At 70.9% G+C, this 21,252-nt stretch carries 21 protein-coding genes; 9 read left to right on the top strand and 12 right to left on the bottom strand.

The window, feature by feature from the left end; all coding sequences use genetic code 11:
- The first annotated feature begins 84 nt into the window (after positions 1 to 84).
- Positions 85 to 810: a flavodoxin family protein gene (locus PHA84_RS15810; protein WP_270889090.1), complete on the top strand. Its 726-nt coding sequence runs from the start codon at positions 85 to 87 to the stop codon at positions 808 to 810.
- A 76-nt stretch (positions 811 to 886) separates the two neighbouring features.
- Here PHA84_RS15810 and PHA84_RS15805 read toward each other — a convergent pair whose 3' ends face one another.
- Together PHA84_RS15805 and PHA84_RS15800 are read right to left on the bottom strand one after the other, a co-directional pair.
- Positions 887 to 1,270, bottom strand: coding sequence for a HesB/IscA family protein (locus PHA84_RS15805; protein ID WP_270889089.1), 384 nt, complete (start codon positions 1,268 to 1,270; stop codon positions 887 to 889).
- Between the two features lie 95 nt (positions 1,271 to 1,365).
- Entirely contained in the window at positions 1,366 to 2,532 is a 1,167-nt protein-coding gene (locus PHA84_RS15800; RefSeq protein ID WP_270889088.1) for a glycerate kinase family protein, read from the bottom strand.
- 223 nt (positions 2,533 to 2,755) lie between these two features.
- On the opposite strand from PHA84_RS15800, the gene PHA84_RS15795 reads away from it, so the two are divergent.
- Positions 2,756 to 2,977, top strand: coding sequence for a hypothetical protein (locus PHA84_RS15795; protein WP_270889087.1), 222 nt, complete (start codon positions 2,756 to 2,758; stop codon positions 2,975 to 2,977).
- Between the two features lie 26 nt (positions 2,978 to 3,003).
- On the opposite strand, the gene PHA84_RS15790 is transcribed toward PHA84_RS15795, so the two are convergent.
- A complete protein-coding gene (locus PHA84_RS15790) occupies positions 3,004 to 3,783 on the bottom strand; it encodes a maleylpyruvate isomerase N-terminal domain-containing protein (protein WP_270889086.1) in 780 nt (259 codons plus the stop codon).
- Positions 3,784 to 3,873: 90 nt separating this feature from the next.
- Between PHA84_RS15790 and nadA the strand changes: the two genes are divergently transcribed.
- The gene (gene nadA / locus PHA84_RS15785; RefSeq protein ID WP_270889191.1) at positions 3,874 to 5,064 is read left to right on the top strand and encodes a quinolinate synthase NadA; all 1,191 of its coding nucleotides are present in this window, start codon (positions 3,874 to 3,876) and stop codon (positions 5,062 to 5,064) included.
- 68 nt (positions 5,065 to 5,132) lie between these two features.
- Here the strand turns inward: nadA and PHA84_RS15780 are convergent, their stop codons facing one another.
- The gene (locus PHA84_RS15780) at positions 5,133 to 6,167 is read right to left on the bottom strand and encodes a glutathione S-transferase family protein (RefSeq protein ID WP_270889085.1); all 1,035 of its coding nucleotides are present in this window, start codon (positions 6,165 to 6,167) and stop codon (positions 5,133 to 5,135) included.
- Between the two features lie 28 nt (positions 6,168 to 6,195).
- Entirely contained in the window at positions 6,196 to 7,560 is a 1,365-nt protein-coding gene (locus PHA84_RS15775; RefSeq protein WP_270889084.1) for a dipeptidase, read from the bottom strand.
- Positions 7,561 to 7,660: 100 nt separating this feature from the next.
- Between PHA84_RS15775 and PHA84_RS15770 the strand changes: the two genes are divergently transcribed.
- Positions 7,661 to 8,242 carry a DUF3043 domain-containing protein gene (locus PHA84_RS15770; protein WP_270889083.1) on the top strand — a complete coding sequence of 194 codons (582 nt, stop codon included), beginning with the start codon at positions 7,661 to 7,663 and terminating at the stop codon, positions 8,240 to 8,242.
- Positions 8,243 to 8,325: 83 nt separating this feature from the next.
- Here PHA84_RS15770 and PHA84_RS15765 read toward each other — a convergent pair whose 3' ends face one another.
- Positions 8,326 to 8,541 carry a hypothetical protein gene (locus PHA84_RS15765; protein ID WP_270889082.1) on the bottom strand — a complete coding sequence of 72 codons (216 nt, stop codon included), beginning with the start codon at positions 8,539 to 8,541 and terminating at the stop codon, positions 8,326 to 8,328.
- Between the two features lie 72 nt (positions 8,542 to 8,613).
- Here PHA84_RS15765 and PHA84_RS15760 point away from each other — a divergent pair, with 72 nt between their 5' ends.
- Positions 8,614 to 10,281 (top strand): ABC transporter ATP-binding protein, encoded by a 1,668-nt coding sequence (locus PHA84_RS15760; RefSeq protein WP_270889081.1) that lies wholly within the window; start codon positions 8,614 to 8,616, stop codon positions 10,279 to 10,281.
- On the opposite strand, the gene PHA84_RS15755 is transcribed toward PHA84_RS15760, so the two are convergent.
- The 3 genes from PHA84_RS15755 to gcvT are packed head-to-tail and all read right to left on the bottom strand — an operon-like array spanning position 10,242 to position 12,706.
- Positions 10,242 to 11,102: an LLM class flavin-dependent oxidoreductase gene (locus PHA84_RS15755; RefSeq protein ID WP_270889080.1), complete on the bottom strand. Its 861-nt coding sequence runs from the start codon at positions 11,100 to 11,102 to the stop codon at positions 10,242 to 10,244. The genes PHA84_RS15760 and PHA84_RS15755 overlap by 40 nt on opposite strands.
- 9 nt (positions 11,103 to 11,111) lie before the next feature.
- Positions 11,112 to 11,582 (bottom strand): OsmC family protein, encoded by a 471-nt coding sequence (locus tag PHA84_RS15750; protein WP_270889079.1) that lies wholly within the window; start codon positions 11,580 to 11,582, stop codon positions 11,112 to 11,114.
- A 17-nt stretch (positions 11,583 to 11,599) separates the two neighbouring features.
- Complete coding sequence (gcvT, locus tag PHA84_RS15745) at positions 11,600 to 12,706, bottom strand: glycine cleavage system aminomethyltransferase GcvT (protein ID WP_270889078.1); 1,107 nt, start codon at positions 12,704 to 12,706, stop codon at positions 11,600 to 11,602.
- Positions 12,707 to 12,795: 89 nt separating this feature from the next.
- On the opposite strand from gcvT, the gene PHA84_RS15740 reads away from it, so the two are divergent.
- Positions 12,796 to 14,328: a leucyl aminopeptidase gene (locus PHA84_RS15740; protein ID WP_270889077.1), complete on the top strand. Its 1,533-nt coding sequence runs from the start codon at positions 12,796 to 12,798 to the stop codon at positions 14,326 to 14,328.
- Between the two features lie 99 nt (positions 14,329 to 14,427).
- Here the strand turns inward: PHA84_RS15740 and PHA84_RS15735 are convergent, their stop codons facing one another.
- Together PHA84_RS15735 and PHA84_RS15730 are read right to left on the bottom strand one after the other, a co-directional pair.
- Positions 14,428 to 14,703 (bottom strand): DUF5302 domain-containing protein, encoded by a 276-nt coding sequence (locus PHA84_RS15735; RefSeq protein WP_333742352.1) that lies wholly within the window; start codon positions 14,701 to 14,703, stop codon positions 14,428 to 14,430.
- Between the two features lie 62 nt (positions 14,704 to 14,765).
- Positions 14,766 to 15,041, bottom strand: coding sequence for a hypothetical protein (locus PHA84_RS15730; protein WP_270889076.1), 276 nt, complete (start codon positions 15,039 to 15,041; stop codon positions 14,766 to 14,768).
- Positions 15,042 to 15,300: 259 nt separating this feature from the next.
- Here PHA84_RS15730 and lpdA point away from each other — a divergent pair, with 259 nt between their 5' ends.
- From lpdA to PHA84_RS15715, 3 genes are all read left to right on the top strand, one after another.
- Positions 15,301 to 16,680: a dihydrolipoyl dehydrogenase gene (lpdA, locus tag PHA84_RS15725; protein WP_270889075.1), complete on the top strand. Its 1,380-nt coding sequence runs from the start codon at positions 15,301 to 15,303 to the stop codon at positions 16,678 to 16,680.
- 86 nt (positions 16,681 to 16,766) lie between these two features.
- On the top strand, positions 16,767 to 18,755 hold the full coding sequence (gene sucB, locus PHA84_RS15720) for a 2-oxoglutarate dehydrogenase, E2 component, dihydrolipoamide succinyltransferase (protein WP_270889074.1): 1,989 nt from the start codon (positions 16,767 to 16,769) through the stop codon (positions 18,753 to 18,755).
- 22 nt (positions 18,756 to 18,777) lie between these two features.
- Positions 18,778 to 19,686 (top strand): TIGR01777 family oxidoreductase, encoded by a 909-nt coding sequence (locus PHA84_RS15715; RefSeq protein ID WP_270889073.1) that lies wholly within the window; start codon positions 18,778 to 18,780, stop codon positions 19,684 to 19,686.
- A 20-nt stretch (positions 19,687 to 19,706) separates the two neighbouring features.
- On the opposite strand, the gene PHA84_RS15710 is transcribed toward PHA84_RS15715, so the two are convergent.
- Positions 19,707 to 21,221 carry a protein kinase domain-containing protein gene (locus PHA84_RS15710; RefSeq protein WP_270889072.1) on the bottom strand — a complete coding sequence of 505 codons (1,515 nt, stop codon included), beginning with the start codon at positions 21,219 to 21,221 and terminating at the stop codon, positions 19,707 to 19,709.
- Between the last annotated feature and the right edge of the window lie 31 nt (positions 21,222 to 21,252).

The raw sequence follows: 21,252 nt of genomic DNA, 5'->3' as shown, positions 1-21,252 counted from the left end.
GGGGGCCGACCCGCGTGCGGCTTGCCGAAGAGCCGCCCGGACGGGCCATTGCCTCGGACTGCCTGAGACGGCACAGTCAGGCCCATGAGTCAGTCGGCCATCCGGGAGATCGACTTCACCGGACTTCGTGCGGTCTTCGTCAACTGCACCCTCAAGCGGTCTCCCGAGCAGAGCAACACCCAGGGGCTGATCGACATCAGCGCCTCCATCATGTCCAGGCACGGCGTCCAGGTCGACGTCGTGCGCGCGGTAGACCACGACATCGCCACCGGCGTCTACCTCGACATGACGGAGCACGGCTGGGAGCGCGACGAGTGGCCGACCCTCTTCGCCGAGATCATCGAGTGCGACATCCTCGTGCTGGCGGGGCCGATCTGGCTCGGCGACAACTCCAGCATCACCAAGAAGGTGATCGAACGGCTGTACGCCGCCTCGTCGATGACCAACGCCTCCGGCCAGTACGTGTACTACGGCAAGGTCGGGGGCTCGATCATCACCGGCAACGAGGACGGCATCAAGCACTGCGCGTCCAACATCCTGTACAGCCTCCAGCACATCGGCTTCACCATCCCGCCCGGCGCCGACGCGGGGTGGATCGGGGAGGCGGGACCTGGGCCGTCCTACCTCGACGCCGGCAGCGGCGGCCCGGAGAACGAGTTCACCCAGCGCAACACAACCTTCATGACGTGGAACCTCATGCACCTTGCGGCCATGCTGAAGGCAGCCGGCGGCTTCCCCGTGGGCGGCAACCAGCGCACCGAGTGGGACGCCGGGGCACGGTTCGACTACCCGAACCCCGAATACCGCTGAGACGACGCACGAGGGCCCTCACCGAACGGTGAGGGCCCTCGTGGTGCTGGGCAGATGTCCCGGCTGACCTACTCGGTCAGCTGAAGGAGTCGCCGCAGGCGCAGGAGCTGCCGGCGTTCGGGTTGTCGATCGTGAAGCCCTGCTTCTCGATGGTGTCGGCGAAGTCGATGCTCGCGCCCTCGAGGTAGGGGGCGCTCATCCGGTCGACGACGACCTCGACACCGTCGAAGTCGCGCACCAGGTCCCCGTCGAGGGTGCGCTCGTCGAAGTACAGCTGGTAGATCAGCCCCGAGCAGCCGCCGGGCTGGACGCCGACGCGCAGGCGCAGGTCGTCACGACCCTCCTGCTCCAGCAGGGACTTCACCTTCGCAGCAGCGACATCGGAGAGGAGAACCCCGTGCGTGGCCGGCGCCTCGGCAGGAGCCTGGGCGGCGGGAGCGGTCTGGTCCTGAACACTCATGTGATGCGTCCTTCATGTCAGTGGAGGTGGGCCACCAGTGCCAACCCGCGGTCGGCGCGAGATGTTCCCCGCGCACATACCACTGTACGTCGTGGTCAGCGGGCAGGAGACCAGGTGGCCGCCACGCGGGCGGTGCGTCTGGCCAGGGTTCCCACCGGGTCCGCCATGGCAGCCTCGACCTGCTCCGGCGTCTCGGCCACCGCATACGTGCCCGACAGTCCCAGGGTCATGGCCTCCCGGCGGCCGACCAGGGCCTGACCGGCGATGACGACGCTCGGGGTGGCGGTCTCCAGCGCCATGGTGGCCACGCCCGCCACGACCTTGCCCTGCAGGCTCTGCCAGTCGAAGGACCCCTCGCCGGTGACCACGAGGTCCGCAGCAGGTAGGAGGTCGCGGAAGCCGACCGCCGAGAGCACCTCCGCCACCCCGCTCACCCGCGCGCCGCCCAGAAGATAGAGGGCGTAGCCGAGCCCCCCGCCGGCGCCCGCCCCGGGCTCCTTGTCCAGGCGGCGCGGCTTACCGGTCATCAGGTCGACGGCCTCAGGAAGGGTCCGGCGAGCCACCTCGACATACCTTCCCAGGGCGCCCTCCAAGGCCTGGGCCAGCTGGGGCGAGGCGCCCTTCTGCGGCGCGAACACCGCACTGGCGCCTTGCAGCCCGAGCAGCGGTGACTCCACGTCAGTAGCCACGACGAGCTGTAGCGTGGACATCCGGGCGCGGGCGTCGTGCAGCCCTGCCAACCCGTTGTCTGGGAGGTCGGCAAGGGCCAGCCCGCCGCGGCCGAGGAGCTCAGGAGCCCCCACGCCGAGCGCCCCCAGCAGGCCCGCGCCACCGTCATTGGTGCCGCTGCCGCCAAGCCCCACCACGACGCGGTCCGCGCCTTCGGCCACGGCGGCCTCGAGCAGCTGCCCCGCCCCCCAGGTGCTCGTCACCGCGGGGTTCCGCTCGTCGGCGGCGAGCAGGTGCAGACCCGTCGCCTGCGCGGACTCGATGTACGCCGTCAGCCCGGACTCGCCCTCACACATGAGGAGCGCAGCGGGCACCTCGCGCCCCAGCGGGTCTGCGACCGTCACGGCGATGGTCTGCGCGTCCGGCAGCGCGGTCGCGAGGACGTCGAGGAAGCCCGGGCCACCGTCGGAGAGCGGTACCAGGGTCAGGAGGTCGTGGGGGGCGGACGAGCGCCACCCCTGGGCCATGGCCTCCGCGGCCTGTTTCGCCGTAAGCGTGCCCGTGAAGCAGTCCGGCGCGATGACGACATGCATTGGGCCATCCTGTCAGGGGCGGGACCGCCGCGCCGCCTCCTGGAGCCAGGACGCCAGCCGGAGGCCGGAGAGCCCTCCTGGGCCGTCTTGGACCGTATCGGCGCAGGTCAGCGCCCCGTCGAGCTTCGGGCGGCGCGTCCTGGGCTGCGCTTTGCCAGGTCATTCAGGGCAGCGTCTCGGCGGGGCATTCGTACGCCGCCGAGAAATGGAGGACACTAGAGGAATGCGCCCCCGCCAACCAGCCAAGAAGCCGCACCTGCCGAACAGCCCGTTCCGCAGCCAGCCGGTGCCCGACGTGCCCGAGTTCGCCGTGAACGACCGGGTGACCCATGACCGTCACGGCATGGGGTCCGTGGTCCGGATCACCGGCGACCGCATGGAGGTCAGGTTCGGGCAGAGCACGGTGAGCGTCGCGCTGAACAGCAGCAAGGTCCACCCCCTCTGACGTTCGGCTCCCACAGCCGCGGCCTCTCAGGGCACGAGGGAGGCCTTGAGCAGCGCTCGTCCGGCCTCCTGGTCCCCCTCGACCGTGAGGAGCGAGCCGTCTGCTCGTCCCCACAGGGAGAGGTACAGATGGGTGGCCGGCCCTCGCACGCAGGCGACGCTGTCGGCCGCGGCACCGTCGGCCACCTCCGCCCGCCCCTCCCGTAGGCGGACGGTGAACGCGCGGGCGACGTCGTCACAGCGAAGGGCGACCGGCAGCTCGGCGGGCACGACCCGGGCCGGCGCCTCGTCCGCTCGGCGCACCAGGGTCCGCGGGACCAGGATCGCCAGTACCTCGTGCACCCCGTCGGCGGCCTGCTCGGCGCTCAGTGGCGGCACTGAGGACACCATTCCCGACGTGGGCACGCGCCCCAGTGCCTGCAGGGCGTCGACACGGTGCACGGTCGTCTCATGGAACTGTCGACGGCGCCAGAACCCCGTCCGTTGGGTGCCGGGCTCGGCCGAGAAGCTCCAGGCCGGCTGGTCCGGGGGCAGCGCGGCCAGGGTGGTGACGAGCGCTTCGGCGGCGGCGGCATACCAGTCCTCGATGGGCTGCCGACGGTCCCGGTGCGGGTAGGGGTCGGGCTCGGTCCCGACGCGGGCGCAGTGCTCGGCCCACAGGTGCACGCGTCCGAGGTGGTCCACCAGCTTCGCCGCATCCCAGCCGGGGCACGCCGGAACGGGCGCGGCGAGGTCCAGGTCGTGGACGGTCGCAGCCATCGCCGCCGTGGCTTCGGCGAGCGCCTCGAGCGCCGCTTCGTCGTCCATGACGGAGCACCCTAGAGGACAGGCCCGACGTCGCAGGCGTGGAACGCGTCAAGGCCGGCGCTGCGAACGACTTACCATCGGGGTGTGAGCATCACAACGGACGCCCAGCCCCACCGCCCGCTCCCGCTGCTCGTTCTCGGCGGGGGTACCGACCTGCGGACCGAGCGCGGCGTGGAGTGCCCCGGCGACCTGCCCGCCCCGTCCGACCCTGGGCTCGTCGAGCGCGCCAGGGCGGCGAAGGCTGCGCTCGGTGAGAAGGTCTTCGTGCTGGGCCACCACTACCAGCGGGACGAGGTGATCGAGTTCGCCGACGTCACCGGCGACTCCTTCAAGCTGGCCAAGGACGCGGCGGCACGGCCCGAGGCGCCCTTCGTCGTGTTCTGCGGCGTGCACTTCATGGCGGAGTCGGCGGACATCCTCACCGGCGACGAGCAGACCGTGATCCTGCCCGACCTCGCCGCGGGCTGCTCGATGGCCGACATGGCCGCGATCCGGCAGGTGGAGGACGCCTGGGACGACCTGGTGGATGCGGGGGTCGCTGAGCTCACGGTGCCGGTGACGTACATGAACTCCTCCGCCGCGATCAAGGCCTTCACCGGCCGTCACGGCGGCACGATCTGCACGTCGTCGAACGCCAGGACGGCCCTGACCTGGGCGCTGGACAAGGCCGGAGACGGCGGCAAGGTCCTCTTCCTGCCCGACCAGCACCTCGGCCGCAACACCTACGTCCGCGACCTCGGCGGCTCGCTGGAGGGGTGCGTCGTCTTCGACCCGCACAAGCCGATGGGAGGACTGACGCCCCAGCAGCTGCAGGACGCCACCATGATCCTGTGGCGCGGCCACTGCTCGGTCCACGGCCGGTTCGGTCTCGAGGCTGTCGAGCAGGCGCGCCGCGAGATCCCCGACGTCAAGGTGATCGTGCACCCCGAGTGCCGGTACGAGGTCGTCCGGGCCGCCGACGAGGTGGGCTCCACCGAGAGGATCATCAAGACCATCGCGGCCGCGCCCGACGGCACGAAGTGGGTCGTCGGCACGGAGCTGAACCTCGTGCGGAGGCTGGGACAGCTCTTCCCACGCCAGCAGATCTCGTTCCTGGAGAAGAACGTCTGCTACTGCTCGACGATGAACCGCATCGACCTACCGCACCTCGTGTGGGCCCTGGAGTCTCTCGTCCAGGGCCGCGTGGTCAACCCCATCCGGGTCGACGACGAGGTGGCGCACTACGCCCGCGTCGCCCTCGACCAGATGCTGGCGCTGCCGGGCGAGTCCACCAAGGACTAGGTCCCTGGCCGCGGGTGAGCAGGCACCGTTACCTTAGCTGCGGTCCCGGCTCCCCGCTGGGCCCTGGCTCAGGGCCGCCCCTGCGGTGGCACCGTCTCCTGGGGTGGCGGGGGGCCCGGTGGGGTGCCGTCGCCGAACGGCCGGTCGCCCAGCCGCTCGCGCCCATGGGGCGTGAGCCACCCGGCCAGGTCCGGACCGGCGGGGACGATGCCTGTCGGGTTGATGTCGTGATGGACGACGTAGTAGTGCTTCTTGATCTGGGCGAAGTCGGTGGTGTCCCCGAAACCCGGTGTCTGGAAGAGGTCCCGGGCGTAGGCCCACAGCACCGGCAGCTCGGTGAGCTTCGACCGGTTGCACTTGAAGTGCCCGTGGTATACCGGGTCGAACCGGGCCAGCGTCGTGAAGAGCCGCACGTCGGCCTCGGTGATGCTGTCGCCCATGAGGTACCGCTGGGTCGACAGCCGCTCCTCCAGCCAGTCGAGCGCAGTGAAGAGTCTCTCGTAGGCGTCCTCGTAGGCCTTCTGGGTCCCGGCGAACCCGCAGCGGTAGACGCCGTTGTTGACCTCGGTGTACACGCGGCGCATGACCTCGTCCATCTCCTCGCGGAGCGGTCGCGGGTAGAGGTCCGGAGCGCCCTGGCGGTGGTGGGCCACCCACTGGGTCGACAGGTCCAGGGTCAGCTGGGCGAAGTCGTTCGTGACCACCTTCCCGCTGGGGACGTCGACGACCGCGGGAACGGTGATTCCGCGCGGGTACCCCGGCTGCCTCGCCTCGTACGCGTCCTTGAGCCGCGGGATGCCGAGCACCGGGTCCACACCACCCGGGTCGAGGTCGAACGTCCAGCTGTCCTGGTCGTGGGTCGGACCGCACAACCCCAGCGACAGCACGTCCTCCAGCCCGAGCAGGCGCCGGACGATGATGGCGCGGTTGGCCCAGGGACAGGCCCGCGCGGCGACGAGCCGGTAGCGACCGGGCTCGACCGGCCACTCGTGTTCGCCGTCTCCGTTCTCGGTGATGCGGTCGGTGATGTACCGGGTGTCGCGCTCGAAGCTGGGCTCGACGTAGCCCTTGCCCTTCGGGTCGGCGCTGGTGGTGTCAGGCATGTCTCGAACCTAGTGGCCGCAACCGCGCTCAGCGCGGCAAGGCTCCGAGCCTCGCGAGAAGGACCGCCTCGGCGACACAGACCTTCTCGAACTCCCCTAGATGCAGCGACTCGTTGGCCCCGTGGGCGCGGGCATCCGGGTCCTCCACGCCCGTGACGAGGATCGAGGCCTCCGGGAACTTCTGCGCGAACGCGGCGATGAACGGGATGGAGCCGCCCACCCCGATGTCGACGGGCTCGACGCCCCACGCGTCGGTAAACGCGGCGCGCGCCTGGTCGTACACGGGCCCCTGCGCGTCCGCGGCGAAGCCGGCTCCCTGGTCGTCCAGACGCACCTCGACGCGCGCGCCCCATGGGACGTGCGCCTCGACATGGCGCTGGACCGCCGCGTACGCCTCGAGCGGGACCTCGTCAGGAGCCAGCCGGATGGACACCTTCGCGCTGGCGGTCGGGACGAGGGTGTTGCTCGACCTGGCCACCGAAGGGGCGTCGATGCCGATGACCGTTGCGCTGGGCTTGGCCCAGATGCGGTCCAGCAGCGAGCCGGTGCCGATGACCTCCACCCCCTCAAGGAGACCAGACTCCTCGCGTAGACGAGCCTCGTCGAAGTCGAGGTCGCCCGCCTTGCCGGCCTTCAGCCCCTGGACGGCCACGTTCCCTGCGCCGTCGTGCAGGGTCGCCAACAGCCGTACGAGCGTGGTGAGGGCATCCGGCACGGCACCGCCGAACATCCCCGAGTGCACCCCATGGTCCAGCGTCGTGACGGTCACGACCACCCGGATAAGCCCTCGCAGCGTGGTGGTCAGGGCCGGTTCCCCGAGCGCCCAGTTGGTCGAGTCAGCCAGGACGATCGCGTCCGCACGCAGCTTGTCGCCGTGTCGCTCCAGGATCGTGGACAAGGAGTCGGACCCGATCTCCTCCTCCCCCTCCACGAACACTGTGACCCCGACCGGCAGCGCTCCCCGGTGGGCCCGCAGCGCCGCCACGTGCGCCATGATGCCCGCCTTGTCGTCCGCGGCCCCGCGTCCGTACAGGCGGCCGCCGCGCTCCGTCGGCTCGAAAGGAGGGCTCTGCCAGTCCTTCTCGTCACCCGGCGGCTGCACATCGTGATGGGCGTAGAGCAGGACCGTCGGGGCACCCTGCGGGCCCTCGACGTGTCCGATCACGGCCGGCCGTCCCCCCTCTCGCACGATCTCGACGTCCAGACCCTCCCCGCGCAGCAGTGCGGCGGTCGCCTCGGCGCTCGCTTCGACCTCTTGCTGGTCGAAGGCGTCCAGACTGACGCTCGGGATCCGGGTGAGGTCCTCGAGGTCCTTGCGCAAGGCAGGCATGAGGCCGGCCACGGTGGCCTTCAGGGCGGAGATCTGGTTAGTCGTGATCACGTCGTCAGTCACAGCGCGGAGCCTAACCGGTGCCTTCGGACACAGGAGGTCGAAGGCGACGCAGCCCGACGCGATGCGGGAGAAGGCACGGGCGCGGCATACAGTTGCCCTCGTGTTCGGACGCAACAAGACCCTCAACGAGCAGCAGGCGGAGACCGTCGCGCGACCCCAGCGTGAGGGTGCGAAGAACCGCCCGACGCCCAGGCGCAGGGACCAGGAGGCGGCGCGCAAGCGGCCGCTTGTGGTGACCGACCGCAAGGCGGCGCGCGAGGCGGAGCGTACGCACCGGCGTGAGGCCCAGCTCAAGCAGCGTTCCGCCATGGTCACGGGGGACGACGCCAACCTGCCCGCCCGCGACAAGGGACCGGTGCGGCGGTTCGTGCGGGACTACGTGGACGCGCGGTGGAACCTGGGCGAGTTCATGCTGCCCGTCATGCTCGTCGTTCTCGCGCTGTCGTTCATCCGGGTCGCCTGGGTCTTCGCCGTCGTCTCCGTCGGCGTGTACGTCCTCATCCTGGTGGCGGCGGTCGACGCCTTCCTGATGTGGCGACGGCTCAAGAAGCGGCTCGCCGCGAAGTTCGGCGAAGCCAAGGTCGAGCGTGGCCTGGCGATGTACGCGGTGATGCGCGGTTTCCAGATCCGCCGGTCACGCATGCCGCGACCACAGGTGAAGCGCGGCCAGCTCCCGTCCTGACCGGGGGCCGGTCACGGACCCTGTCGGTGTCCCCTGCCGCGCCGGGTCCCTCCCGCGCCTCGGCGCGTCCCTTCCACTGGGGCCTACTCGGCGGCGCGCAGGCTCATCGGCCCGTAGACCCGCACGCCGTCGTGGAAGAGGTTCACGGCGTCGACTCCGGCGTCCTGGAGCTCGTGCCAGCACTCGCCGAACCAGCTCTCGGCCTCGGACTGTGAAGGGAACGGTGTGCTGACGAGGTGCTCCCCGGAGAGCTCCCGGCCCTCTGAGTCGAGATAGGTCCACGTCCAGGCGTCGCTCATGGATGCACTCTAGGTCGCTGGACTGCCGCCCCGCTTTTGACACCCGCGGACGCCGGTGCGACGGTTCCGCTCGTGATCTCGGTGGAGCGGCTCGGACTGGCGTATGGCGCCCACCGGGTCCTCGAGCAGACCAGCCTGACGATCCCCGAGGGCGAGCTGGTCCTCGTGGTCGGACCCACGGGGTCGGGGAAGTCCTCGTTGCTTCGCAGCCTGGCGGACCCTGGGCTCGTCCGGGGCGCCGCTGTCGCCTTGTCGGGACACGTGTGGGTGCATGGACGCGACCTGTTTGCCATGACTGCCCCGCAGCGCCGCGCTCTGGTGGGCTACGTCCCCCAGGATCCCGCAGGCGCTCTGGGGTCCGGCACGGTGGAGGACAACCTCACCGCACGAGTGGACCGTCGGCCCGACGATAGGCACGGCGGCGCGCGTCGCGTGGAGGAGACTCTGGACCTGCTCCGACTCACCGCGGTGCGGGCCCGGCGGCCGGCGCAGCTCTCTGGCGGCGAGCAGCAGCGGGTCGCCATCGCAGCGGCCCTGGTCGGCGGCCCCCGGGTGCTGGTCCTCGACGAGCCGACCTCCGCGCTCGACCCCGTGGCTTCCGAGGAGGTCCTTGCGACCCTTCACCGCCTCGTGCACGATCTCGGTCTCACGGTGGTCGTGGCGGAGCACCGGCTGGAACGGGTTGTCCACCATGCCGACACCGTGCTGCTCGTCAAGGAGGGGAAGGTCTCGGCGCCGTTGCTGCCGGTCGAGGCGATGGCACTCTCGGTGGTTCAGCCACCCGTCGTGACGCTTGGCCGGGCTCTCGGATGGCAACCGCTCGCTCTGTCGGTCCGGCAGGCACGCAGGAACGTTGCGCTCCTCGCACCGCGGCTGCGGACAGTCACCGAGGTCCAGCCACGCGCCAAGGCTCTCGAAGCGCGAGCCGACGGCGGCTCGCGCGCCTCAGCGCGGCAGTACGGCGCTGCCCCCGCCGTCTCCGTGCGACGGCTGGGCGTCCTGCGCGGCCAGACGGTGGTGCTGCGCGAGGTCGACCTCGAGGTGCGCCCCGGCGAGGTCGTGGCTCTGATGGGGCGCAACGGGGCCGGAAAGTCAAGCCTGCTGGGCGCACTGTCGGGGAAGCTTGCGCCGACGACCGGCCGGGTGGCGCTGCGCACCTGGAACCGGCCAGGGCAGCCGTCCGACGGCGGGACCGACGTCGTGCTGTCGCCGCAGGACCCCTGGTCGATCCTCGGGCACGCCTCGGTTGCGGAGCAGGTGAGAGCTGCCGGCGGCGCGGCGCAGTCGCTCCTCGACCGGTTGGCGCCGCGCCTTGCCGTCGAGCGTGCTCCGGCAGAACTCTCGGAGGGGCAGCGGATGTGCGTGGCCCTGTCGCTGGCATTGGCGCGCCCGGCTCCGCTGGTGCTCATGGACGAGCCGACGCGCGGCCTCGACTATGGCGCCAAGGCGCGCCTGGTCGAGCTGGTCGACGAGCTCGCCGCCGCCGGACGCACCGTGGTGATCGCCACTCATGACGTGGAGCTGGCCGCCGAGCTGGCAAGCCGCGTCGTCGTCCTGGCCGAGGGCGAGATCGTCGTCGACGGGGACCCTTACACCGTGCTTCCCGGATCCCCGGCCTTCGCCCCGCAGGTCGCGAAGATCTTCAGCCCGCGGGCGTACCTCACGGTGGCAGACGTCCTCGGGTCACTGCCTCCAGGAGATCAGTCTCCTCGCGGCGGCCCGGCCTGCACACGTCGGTGAAGCTCCGCTACCCCGACGCCATCGGCAGGCAGACTCCACCAGCTCTCCACCCACCATGTCGCGCCGACCTCTTCCCAGTCCCGTGGGGCGCCTTCGAGCCTGACGAACTCACCCGAGCTGTCCGCCTCGACGATGCGGTCGTACCCGTCCCACGGCAGGCCGATGTCCTCTCGCAGCGCCCGCACCAGGTGCAGCACCTCGGCGTACGACTCTAGGTCGTACGGAGGCTTCCCCTGGTTGCCGGCGTCACCCACCACGGTGGGTAGCACCCCGTCCCAGCGCGCAGCGCGCTCCAGCGAGGGTTGTCGTGACCGGCCCGGTACGTGCGCCCCCACGACCCACACCGGTGGGTAAGGCCGGTGTTCCGGTGGCGGCGGCAGCATGAAGTCGGTGGGCCGCGCGCTGTAGTGCCGTCCCTCGAAGGTGAACGGCTGGCCCTGCATCAGTCCCGCATACACAGCGAGGCACTCGTCCAGCTTCTCTGCACGCGTCGCACGTCCCTCGTCCGCCTCGAAAGCCAGCCACCCATCATGTAGCGCCCCCAGGCCGACGGACATCACGGCTCTGCCCTTGCTCAAGCGGTCGACGGTCCCGACCCGGGAGGCCAGGTCCCACGGACGATGCCGGGCCGCCGGCGTCAACAGCGTGCCCAGTCGTATGGACGAGGTGACCATCGCCGACGCCCCCAGCGCCACCCAGGCATCGGTGCCCCAGAGCGCCTCCCACGTGAAGATGCCGTCCCAGCCATGTCGCTCCCCCAGAACAGCCAGCTCCGTGAACTGGTGGGGGTCGGCGAAGGGCACCACGAAGCCGAACCTCATCCTTCGACGCTAGTCGGGCCCACTGACAGTGACGGCGCCCTCGACCGTGACCTGCGTCGTGAGGGAGTTGGAGATGTAGCACTGCTCGTGCGCCTCGAGCAGCAGCCGCTCCACAAGCCGCCGGTCCGTGTCCGCAGACACCGTCACCCGAGGGCGCAGGACGATGCGGGTGATGCGCAGCGGCACCGAGTCCTGCGGCATCTCACCGACTGCGTCGTCCTCGTACCGCAGGACGTCGACCTTCCGTCGGGCGGCCACGGCGAGGAAGGACAGGAGCTGGCATGACGAGGCGGCGAGCACCAGCAGCTGTTCTGGGTTGGGGAGGTCGGGGTCGCCACGGAAGTGCGGGTCCGCGGACAGGTCGAAACCCTCGGTCGCCGGCGGCAGGAACGCCGAGTGTGCTCGCCGGTAGCTCGGGTAGCCGAGGGCCGTCGAGCCCGACCACTGCACCTCGGCCCGGTAGATATGGGTCTGCACCACCTTCGCGGCCTCCGTCCTCAGCTCTGTCGGACGTCCACTTTCACGAACGGCGGCTTGACCACCCGCGCGGTGACGTCCCGGCCGCGCACGTCGACGACGACGTCCTGCCCTTCCTCGACCGTGGGCGTGAGCAGCGCCAGGGCGATGCCGTTCTTGAGGGTGGGGCTGAAGGTCCCCGAGGTCACCTCACCCACCACCTCGCCGTCGGACCTCACCACGCAGTGCGCGCGCGGGATGCCGCGGCTTGTGGCGAGCAGTCCCCAGGCCACCCGCTCCGGACCGGCTGCCTTCTCTGCGACCAGCGCGTCCTTGCCCCAGAACGTGTCCTTCTTCCACCCCACCGCCCAGCCGACCCGCGCCTGGATGGGGGTGATGGTCGGGGAGAGCTCGTTGCCGTGCAACGCATATCCCATCTCGGTACGCAGCGTGTCCCGCGCGCCCAGCCCGCAGGGCAGCCCCCCCAAGGGCGCCGCTGCCTCCAGGAGGGCGTCCCATAGCGGTCTCGAGGCGTCCCAGGTCGGCACCAGCTCGTAGCCGCGCTCCCCGGTGTAGCCCGTGCGGCAGACGATGACCGGTCCACCGTTCCAGTCGGCCTCCACGAACGACATGTAGTCGTGACCGGTGGGTAGGCCCAGTGCCTGGAGCACCTCGTCGCTGCGCGGTCCCTGGACGGCCAGGACGCCATACGCCTGGTGGAGGTTCTCCACGTGGACACCCTCCGGTGCGGCCGCGTCGAGGAGCGACACCACCTCGGCGGTGTTCGCGGCGTTCGGTATGAGGAACACGTCCTCGTCACTGCGCAGGTAGGCGATGAGGTCGTCCACGACCCCGCCGGACTGGTTGCAGCACAACGTGTACTGCGCCTTCCCCTTCTGGATCCGGCCCAGGTCGTTCGCCAGGCAGGAGTTGACGAAGTCCCGGGCCCCCGGACCTGAGACGCGCGCCTTGCCGAGGTGCGAGACGTCGAAGACGCCGACCGCCGACCGCACCGCCGTGTGTTCGCGGACCACGCCCCCACCGGGATACTCGATCGGCATCTGCCAGCCGCCGAAGTCAGCCATCTTGGCTCCGAGGGCCAGGTGGCGGTCATGCAGGGGTGAGGCCTTCAAGGCTCCGTCGCTCATGGCCGGAACGCTACCGCCCTCGGTGGCGGTCACCGGCGGCCCGGCTATCCTGCGCTGAAGCGACCCGCCCCCACCTCGAAGGATGCGAAGTGACCACCGTCAACGTTTCCGACCGTCCGGCCCACGGGCTCAAGGCTGATGTCCTCGTGCTCGGCACCCTCGACGCCGACGGCAGCGCGGTCCTGGCCGCGGGTCATGGGCTGCCGACGGCGGCAGCGGGTCATCTGGCCCAGCAGCTCGCCGCCCTCCAGGCCACCGGGGCCGCGGAAGAGGTGGTCACCGTGGCGGGGGTGCCCGAGGTCAGCGCCGGGCGGGTCATCCTCACCGGGCTCGGCAAGGGGTCCCCCGACACCGCCTCGTTCGGCCACGAGGTGCTTCGGCGGGCGGCCGGCGCGGCGGTCCGCTCCGCCAAGAACGCGACCAAAGTGGTCCTCGCCCTGCCGGCGGCTGGCGCCGAGAGTGTGGCTGCGGTGGCCGAGGGCGCAGCATTGGGTAGCTACCGGTACGCGGGCGTGCGCGGTGAGACCGCGCAGCGCGGCAGCAGGGGACGCCGCGGCTCCAAGGACGCGCCCACCGTCTCGGCTGTCACCGTCGTGGCCAGCGACGCACGCGACAAGGCCGTCAAGGCCGCTGCCGTCCGTGCAGGAGTGCTCGCCGAGGCGAAGGCCTACGCTCGCGACCTCGTCAACACCCCGCCGAACAAGCTGTTCCCGCAGTCCTTCACGGACTCGGTGAAGGAGCGGTCGACCACCGGTAAGGGCACGGTGACGGTCACCGTCCTGGACGAGAAGGCGCTTCGGAAGGGCGGTTTCGGCGGGATCGTCGGAGTGGGCCAGGGCTCCGTGAACCCGCCTCGGCTCGTGACCCTCACCTGGGCGCCGGCCAAAGCGAAGCAGTCGGTCGCGCTGGTGGGCAAGGGCATCACGTTCGACTCCGGCGGCCTGTGCATCAAGCCACCGGCCTCGATGCTGACCATGAAGTCCGACATGGCCGGCGCGGCTGCGGTGGCAGCAACGGTCTTCGCCGCGGCCGAGCTCGGGCTGCCCGTCAAGGTGACCGGATACCTGTGCCTGGCCGAGAACATGCCGAGCGGAACGGCGCAGCGCCCCAGCGACGTGGTGACCATGCGCAACGGCACCACCGTGGAGATCCTGGACACGGATGCCGAGGGACGGATGGTCCTCGGCGACGGCCTCTGCCTGGCCGCTGAGTCGGGCCCCGACGCGATCGTCGACATCGCGACGCTCACCGGGGCGCAGATGGTGGCACTGGGAGCACGGGTCGCCGGCATCATGTCGAACGACGACGGGTTCCGCGAGAGGGTGCGCGCGGCGGCCAACGCGTCGGGTGAAGCAGCCTGGCCGATGCCTCTGCCGGCGGACCTTCGGAGCCAGCTCGACTCCTCCGTGGCGGACCTCGCGCACAAGGGCGAGCGGTGGGGCGGGATGCTCACCGCGGGACTGTTCCTCAAGGAGTTCGTGCCGCAGGGCACTGCGTGGGCGCACGTCGACATCGCGGGCCCGTCGTTCAACGAGGGCTCCCCGTGGGGGTACACGCCCAAGGGAGGCACCGGCTTCGGAGTCGGGACCCTGCTGACGCTCGTGGAGACCTACGCAGCCTGAGAGAACGACCCGCGCTGGCGCCGGCATGGTGAAGGGCCCGTCAGGAGCGACGGGCCCTTCACCATGCCCTTGCCGACGCGGCCGGCGCTCGGGCGACGATCAACCGCCACTCTTGCGGCGGAACATCTGCTGGGTCGCCGTGGTGGCGGCCTGCTGCGCGTGTCCCACCTTGCCATGCTCGCTGTCGTCGGAGACGTCGCGGCCGGCATGGGCCTGCTTCTTCTCCAGGGCCTCGCGGAACTTGCGCTTGACGTCATCGCTCGGACCCTGAGGGCTGCCCGGCCTCTTCGCGCCATCGGACTTGGCCATGGTGGCTCCCACCTTCTCGCTGACTGCGGGGCCGAGGTCCGGCCCGCGCTGGTCCCACCTTGGCATCGACCCCCCGCCGCCACCAACCGTGCCCGACTGCTGCTGCCCGAGTCAGTGTCGCCGGAGTCTCAGTGCTGCTTGCGCTGCCGGGAGTTCCACTCGCGCATCCGGTTGGGGTAGCCGGTCTGGAGGACGTCGTAGACCGGCACCCCCAGGCTGGCCGCCAGGTCGAAGGCGGCCGCCCGGGAGCCGGCCGCCCGACGGGTCCACTCCCCGTCGTACGCGATGAGGATGACGGTCGTGGCTGTCACGTTGGTGGGCGGTTCGACGTACGCCTCCACGCCCCGCCTGCTGGTGGCGAAGTCGCTGAGGTGGCGCCGTACCGCCTGCGTGTCCACCGCCATGTTCGGTCCGTCCGAAGGGCCACGCCGGGCACCTCTGCGACCCCTCCTCCACCACGCCATGGGCCAACGATACGGGCAGCCCCAGTCCGATCAGCGGTCATTCCGCGCCGTCTGGCGTGGTCGCGCCAACGGCTGACCTGCTTGCGCCCGCTCACACAATCAGTGACAAGATGCACTGTGTCGATCGCCCTGCCGCCACGATGTGGTCGCCGCGACGGTCGGCACCACCGTCCAGTGCCCACCACGCAAGGGAGCGAGCATGTCGGCTGACGCCGAGTCCACCTTCGACGTCGTCATCCTGGGTGGGGGAAGCGGTGGGTATGCCTGCGCCTTCCGAGCCGCTGAGCTGGGGCTGCGGGTGGCTCTCGTGGAGAAGGGAAAGCTCGGGGGCACCTGCCTCCACGTGGGGTGCATCCCGACGAAGGCGCTGCTGCACGCCGCCGAGGTCGCCGACACGGCCCGGGAGGGCTCGCACTTCGGCGTGAAGTCGACGTTCGAGTCCGTCGACATGTCGGGCGTCAACGCCTACAAGGACGGCGTGATCGCGCGGCTGTACAAGGGACTGCAAGGACTGGCCAAGGCTCACAAGATCGAGCTGGTCGAGGGCTTCGGGCGGCTGGTGGACCGGTCCACCGTCGAGGTGGCCGGTCGCAGGCTCCGCGGCGAGGCTGTCGTCCTGGCGACCGGGTCCTACCCGAAGTCCCTGCCCGGCCTGGAGATCGGCGGCCGGATCATGACGAGCGAACAGGCGCTGTCGCTCGACTTCGTACCGCCGCGCGTGGTCGTCCTCGGCGGGGGAGTCATCGGCGTGGAGTTCGCCTCCGTGTTCAGGTCCTTCGGGTCGGAGGTCACCATCGTCGAGGCGTTGCCCCGGCTGGTTGCCGCGGAGGACGAGGCGGTCTCCAAGACTTTGGAGCGCTCGTTCCGCAAGCGGAAGATCGGTTTCAAGACCGGAGTGAAGCTCGCCGGCGCCACCCAGAGTGGCGACACGGTGAGCGTGTCACTGGAGACCGGCGAGACCATCGAGGCCGACCTTCTGCTCGTGGCCGTCGGTCGTGGTCCCGTCACAGAGGGCCTCGGGTATGAGGAGGCCGGAGTGAGGCTCGACCGCGGCTTCGTCACGACGGACGAGCGGCTGCGAACCGGGGTGGAGGGCGTGTACGCCGTCGGTGACATCGTCCCCGGGCTGCAGCTGGCCCACCGCGGGTTCGCGCAGGGCATCTTCGTGGCCGAGGAGATCGCCGGGCTGTCGCCTGCGATCATCGACGAGACGGGCATCCCGCGGGTGACCTACTGCGACCCTGAGATCGCGTCGGTCGGGCTGACCGAGGCCCAGGCGCGCCAGAGGCTCGGCGAGGTGGAGACCTGCGAGTACAACCTCGGAGGCAACGGCAAGTCGCAGATCCTCCAGACGCAGGGCTTCGTCAAGCTCGTCCGTGAGAAGGACGGGCCGGTGGTCGGCGTCCACATGATCGGCGCCCGGATGGGCGAGCAGGTCGGGGAGGCTCAGCTGATCTACAACTGGGAGGCGCTGCCCTCCGACGTCGCGAACCTGGTCCACGCCCACCCGACCCAGAACGAGTCCCTCGGTGAGGCGCATCTCGCTCTGGCAGGCAAGCCGCTCCACGCACACAGCTGAACAGCAGGAACCGAGAAAGCCAGACCCGCGCTGCACCGCACCCGCAGCGTCGCCAGCGATCACGAGTACAAGGAGATGACAGGCAGATGTCTGAACGCGTGACCATGCCAGCCCTGGGTGAGTCCGTCACCGAAGGCACCGTGACGCGCTGGCTCAAGAACGTCGGCGACACCGTCGAGGTCGACGAGCCGCTGCTCGAGGTCTCCACCGACAAGGTCGACACCGAGATCCCGTCGCCCATCGCCGGGGTCCTGCAGGAGATCCTGGCGCAGGAGGACGACACGATTCCGGTGGGAGCAGACCTCGCCGTCATCGGCGACGGCAGCAACGGCTCCAGCAGCGGCGGCCAGGACCAGGGTGCCCAGGACCAGGGTGTCCAGGACCAGAGTGCCCAGGACCAGAGTGCCCAGGACCAGGGCGGTCAGGGTGAGGGCGTTCAGACGCCGGTCGAGCAGTCCGCCGAGCAGGGAGACCAGCCGGTTCCGCCCGCTGAGGCACCCTCCGTCGAGCAGGCGCCCCAGCCGGCGACGTCGGAGCCCGAGCAGGCCAGGCAGGGGCAGCAGTCCGACCAGCCCTCCGGCCAGGCGTCGTCGGACGGTGGCTCGTCCGGGAGCTCGGGAGGTGGCGGCGAGACGGTGACCATGCCGGCGCTCGGTGAGTCGGTCACCGAGGGAACCGTCACCCGGTGGCTGAAGTCCGAAGGCGACACCGTGGAGGTCGACGAGCCGTTGCTGGAGGTCTCCACCGACAAGGTGGACACCGAGATCCCCTCTCCCGTTGCCGGGACCCTGACCAAGATCCTCGTGCAGGAGGACGACACTGTCCCGGTAGGCGGAGACCTCGCCATCATCGGCGGTTCGCCGTCCTCCGCTGATGCCGACTCCTCCGGCTCGCAGCAGGAGGCCGTACCCCCGCCCCAGGCGGAGCCGAAGCCTTCTGCCCCGTCCCAGACGGCACCCCAGGTACCGGCTCCGGCCGCCTCCCAGGCGCCCAGCCCCACCCAGGCTCCCAGCCCCACCCAGGCTCCCACTGCCACCAAGGCTCCGGCCGCCTCCCAGGCGCCCGCCCCGGCCCAGGCCACGGACGGGGCGCAGGCACCTGCCAGCGCTCCGACCCAGAATGCCCAGGACGCCTCGGCGTACGTCACTCCCCTGGTGCGCAAGCTCGCGGCCGACAACCGAGTCGACCTGGGGAGCCTGAAGGGCACTGGGGTCGGCGGCCGGATCCGCAAGCAGGACGTGCTGGACGCCGCGAAGGCGGCCCAGGAAGCCGCCGCGGCCCCGGCGCCCGCCGCCACCCCGCAGGCCCCGGCCCCGGCCGCAGCGAGTGGCGCGGCCGGCGGCGCCACCCTGTCCCCCAAGCGGGGGACCACCGAGAAGATGTCGCGGCTTCGTCAGGTCATCGCCAAGCGGATGGTCGAGTCACTGCAGGTCTCGGCCCAGCTCACCACCGTGGTGGAGGTCGACGTCACGAAGATCGCGCGGCTGCGCGCCAAGGCCAAGACCGAGTTCGAGCGTCGCGAGGGCACCAAGCTCAGCTTCCTGCCCTTCTTCGCGCTCGCAGCAGTGGAGGCGCTCAAGGCGCACCCCATCGTCAACGCCAGCGTCGAGGGCGACCAGATCCATTACCACGCCTCCGAGAACCTCGGGGTCGCCGTGGACACCGAGCGCGGCCTGCTCGTGCCCGTCATCAAGGACGCCGGAGACCTCAACATCGCGGGCCTGTCGCGCAAGATCGCCGACCTGGCAGACCGGACGCGGAACAACAAGATCACCCCTGACGAGCTCGGTGGCGGGACGTTCACGCTGACCAACACCGGCAGCCGGGGAGCGCTCTTCGACACCCCGATCATCAACCAGCCCAACGTCGGCATTCTGGGCACGGGAGCCGTGGTGAAGCGACCGGTGGTCGTCTCGGACGGCGAAGGGGGCGAGACGATCGCCATCCGGTCGATGGTCTTCCTGGCGCTGTCCTACGACCACCGGATCGTCGACGGGGCGGACGCCGCCCGGTTCCTCACGACGATGAAGGCCCGGCTGGAGGAAGGCAAGTTCGACGCTGACCTCGGTCTCTGACGAGCGACCAGGAGCTCCCCGTATGCCGCAGCGCGTCGCCATCACCGGATCCTCCGGCCTGATCGGCGGCGCGCTGTCGGCATTCCTGCGCGGCCGGGGCGACGATGTCGTCCGCCTGGTGCGGCGACCCGTCGCCTCCCCGGAGGAGGTCCAGTGGGACCCAGAGGCACGCCGGCTCGATCCGCACGACCTCGCGGGGGTGACTGCCGTCGTGCACCTCGCCGGAGCCGGGGTCGGTGACCACCGGTGGACGCCGGCATACCAGCAGACGATCCTCGCCTCCCGCGTGGACGGCACGACCACGATCGCCCGCACGCTCGCGGTTCTCGGTGAGCCGGTCCGCCTGGTGAGCTCCGCTGCCGTCGGCTTCTACGGCGACCGCGGCGAGGAGGTCCTCACAGAGGGCTCCACGATGGGCGAGGGTTTCCTCCCCGAGGTGGTCCGTGCCTGGGAAGCAGCCGCGCAGCCCGCCCGGGACGCCGGCCTCTCGGTGGTGCATCCGAGGACGGGGATCGTCCTCTCGGCTCGCGGCGGTGCGCTGGCGCGCATGGTGACACTGGCCCGGAGGGGACTGAACGGACCGCTCGGGAGCGGGCGTCAGTGGTGGCCGTGGATCTCGTTGCGGGACACCGTCGCAGGGCTGGCGCATCTCGTGGACCACCCCGAGCTCGACGGCCCCGTGAACCTCGTCGGCCCCGCCCCGGACCGTCAGATCGAGGTGGCGCGGGAGCTCGGCCGCCAGATCGGACGTCCTGCCGTGCTGCCTGCTCCAGCGTTCGGCATCCGGCTCGTCCTCGGCGGGTTCGCCGACGAGGTGCTCACGAGCAAGCGGGTCGTGCCGAGGCGGCTCACAGCGTCTGGGTTCGTCCATCAGGACCAGACGCTCGAGTCGGCCCTGCGGTGGGCGCTGAGCGACCAGCCGCCTTCCTGAGGGTCGAAGGAGGTCCACCCCTAGGGCCTCCCGACGCTTCGGACCCGCCAACGTCCGGCGCTCCATACCAGCTGGAACCTGAGGGCCTGCCCCCGTACGGGGCGTTTCCACGACGCCATGGTGGCGTTCACCACCTCGTACCCCGAGGTGTCCACAGCGGCCTCGACGGTGGCGTTCGCGCCCTCGAGCCTCACGGTCCGGGCTCTCGTGACCCGGAGCTCCACGTGCCGGTATGACCAGCCCGCAGCCACCGTCCGGGCCAGCGCGGCGGTGTCCTGCGTGAGGGCCGGGGAAGCCGGCGCATCCAGCATCGCCAGGGTCGCGCTCGACCCTGAGGCAAGCGCCTGAGCGCGAAGGGTGGCAAGGGACTGCATCAACGACAGAGGGTCACCACGAGCGGCACTACGGTCGGAGGCCGGGTCCGTGCGGGGCGCAGCTGACGCCGGCGTCGGTGACGACGCCGGCGCGGGCCGCAACCGTGGCGACGCTGACCTTGCTGTGCCGGGGGCTGCCCTCAGCGGTCCGGCAGCTGCTCGGACGACGACCACGCCGCCTGCCGCCAGCGCCGTCGTGACCACCAGGACGCCCACGGCAACCGCGCCGCCACGACGAGACCTGCGATGCCTCGCCGGCTGCCAGCGCCTCCAGGGCCGCGCCCGCGGCTTCAGGATGGGCGGCGCAGGCTCAGCGGCGGCGTGACGAAGCCGCCGGGTCAGCAACGAGGTGTCGTCGTGCCCGACCACGAGGCGTAGGGGTTCGCACTCGGTGGAGTCGAAGTACGCGAGGGCCAGCTCAGCAGCGGTGGGACGGGCCGCGGGAACCCCGGCCAAGGCCCAGGCCGTCGCCTCAGCCCACGCCGCGGGCAGGTTGGGCGCCACCGCGCTCACCAACGGCCGAACGGCCGCCGGCCCCGGAGCCGAGCCGGTGACACACCACCAGGCCAGCGCGCCGACGGCGTACACGTCGGAGGCCTCGCTGGGGGCGTGGCCGTCGAGGAGCTCGGGCGCCACGAAGCCCTCCGTCGCGTCGAGCTCCCCGCGGGCGTCGCCGACCACGCGTGCGACGCCAAGGTCGGCCAGCAGCGGGCGGCCGCTGCGCTCGAGCAGCACGTTCGCAGGCGTCACGTCGCCATGCACCACGCCGACCGCGTGGAGGCCGGCCAGCGCTCGGGCCACCGGCGTCAGGACCGTCACAGACTCACCGGCGCTCAGGTGGCCGCGCCCGGTGACCGCGCGCAGGAGCGAACCACCACGGACCCGGTCGAGGACCAGGGCCAGCCTCGCCGGATCGTCCTCCAGGACGATCGCCTCGTGGAAGCCGACCAGTCCTTCGACCTCGACGCCGGCGAGCACCGCGAGCTCGCGCGCCGCAGCCTCACGACCGTCGGGAGGATCGAGAGACACCACCTTCACGGCGACCTCAGCACCGTCCCGGCGCCTGGTCGCCGACCAGACCGTTCCGCTGCTGCCTGCGCCGATGAGCGTGCCGAGCTCGTACCCGGGAACCGCGGGCGCGTCGGCCCCGTGAGTGGACATCACCCGAGTGTGGCTGCTCGCCCCGCCGCCT

Origin of the sequence: Pedococcus sp. 5OH_020 (assembly GCF_027812955.1) — a bacterium.
Taxonomy (GTDB): domain Bacteria; phylum Actinomycetota; class Actinomycetes; order Actinomycetales; family Dermatophilaceae; genus Pedococcus.
This window is presented reverse-complemented; position numbering and strand designations above follow the sequence as displayed.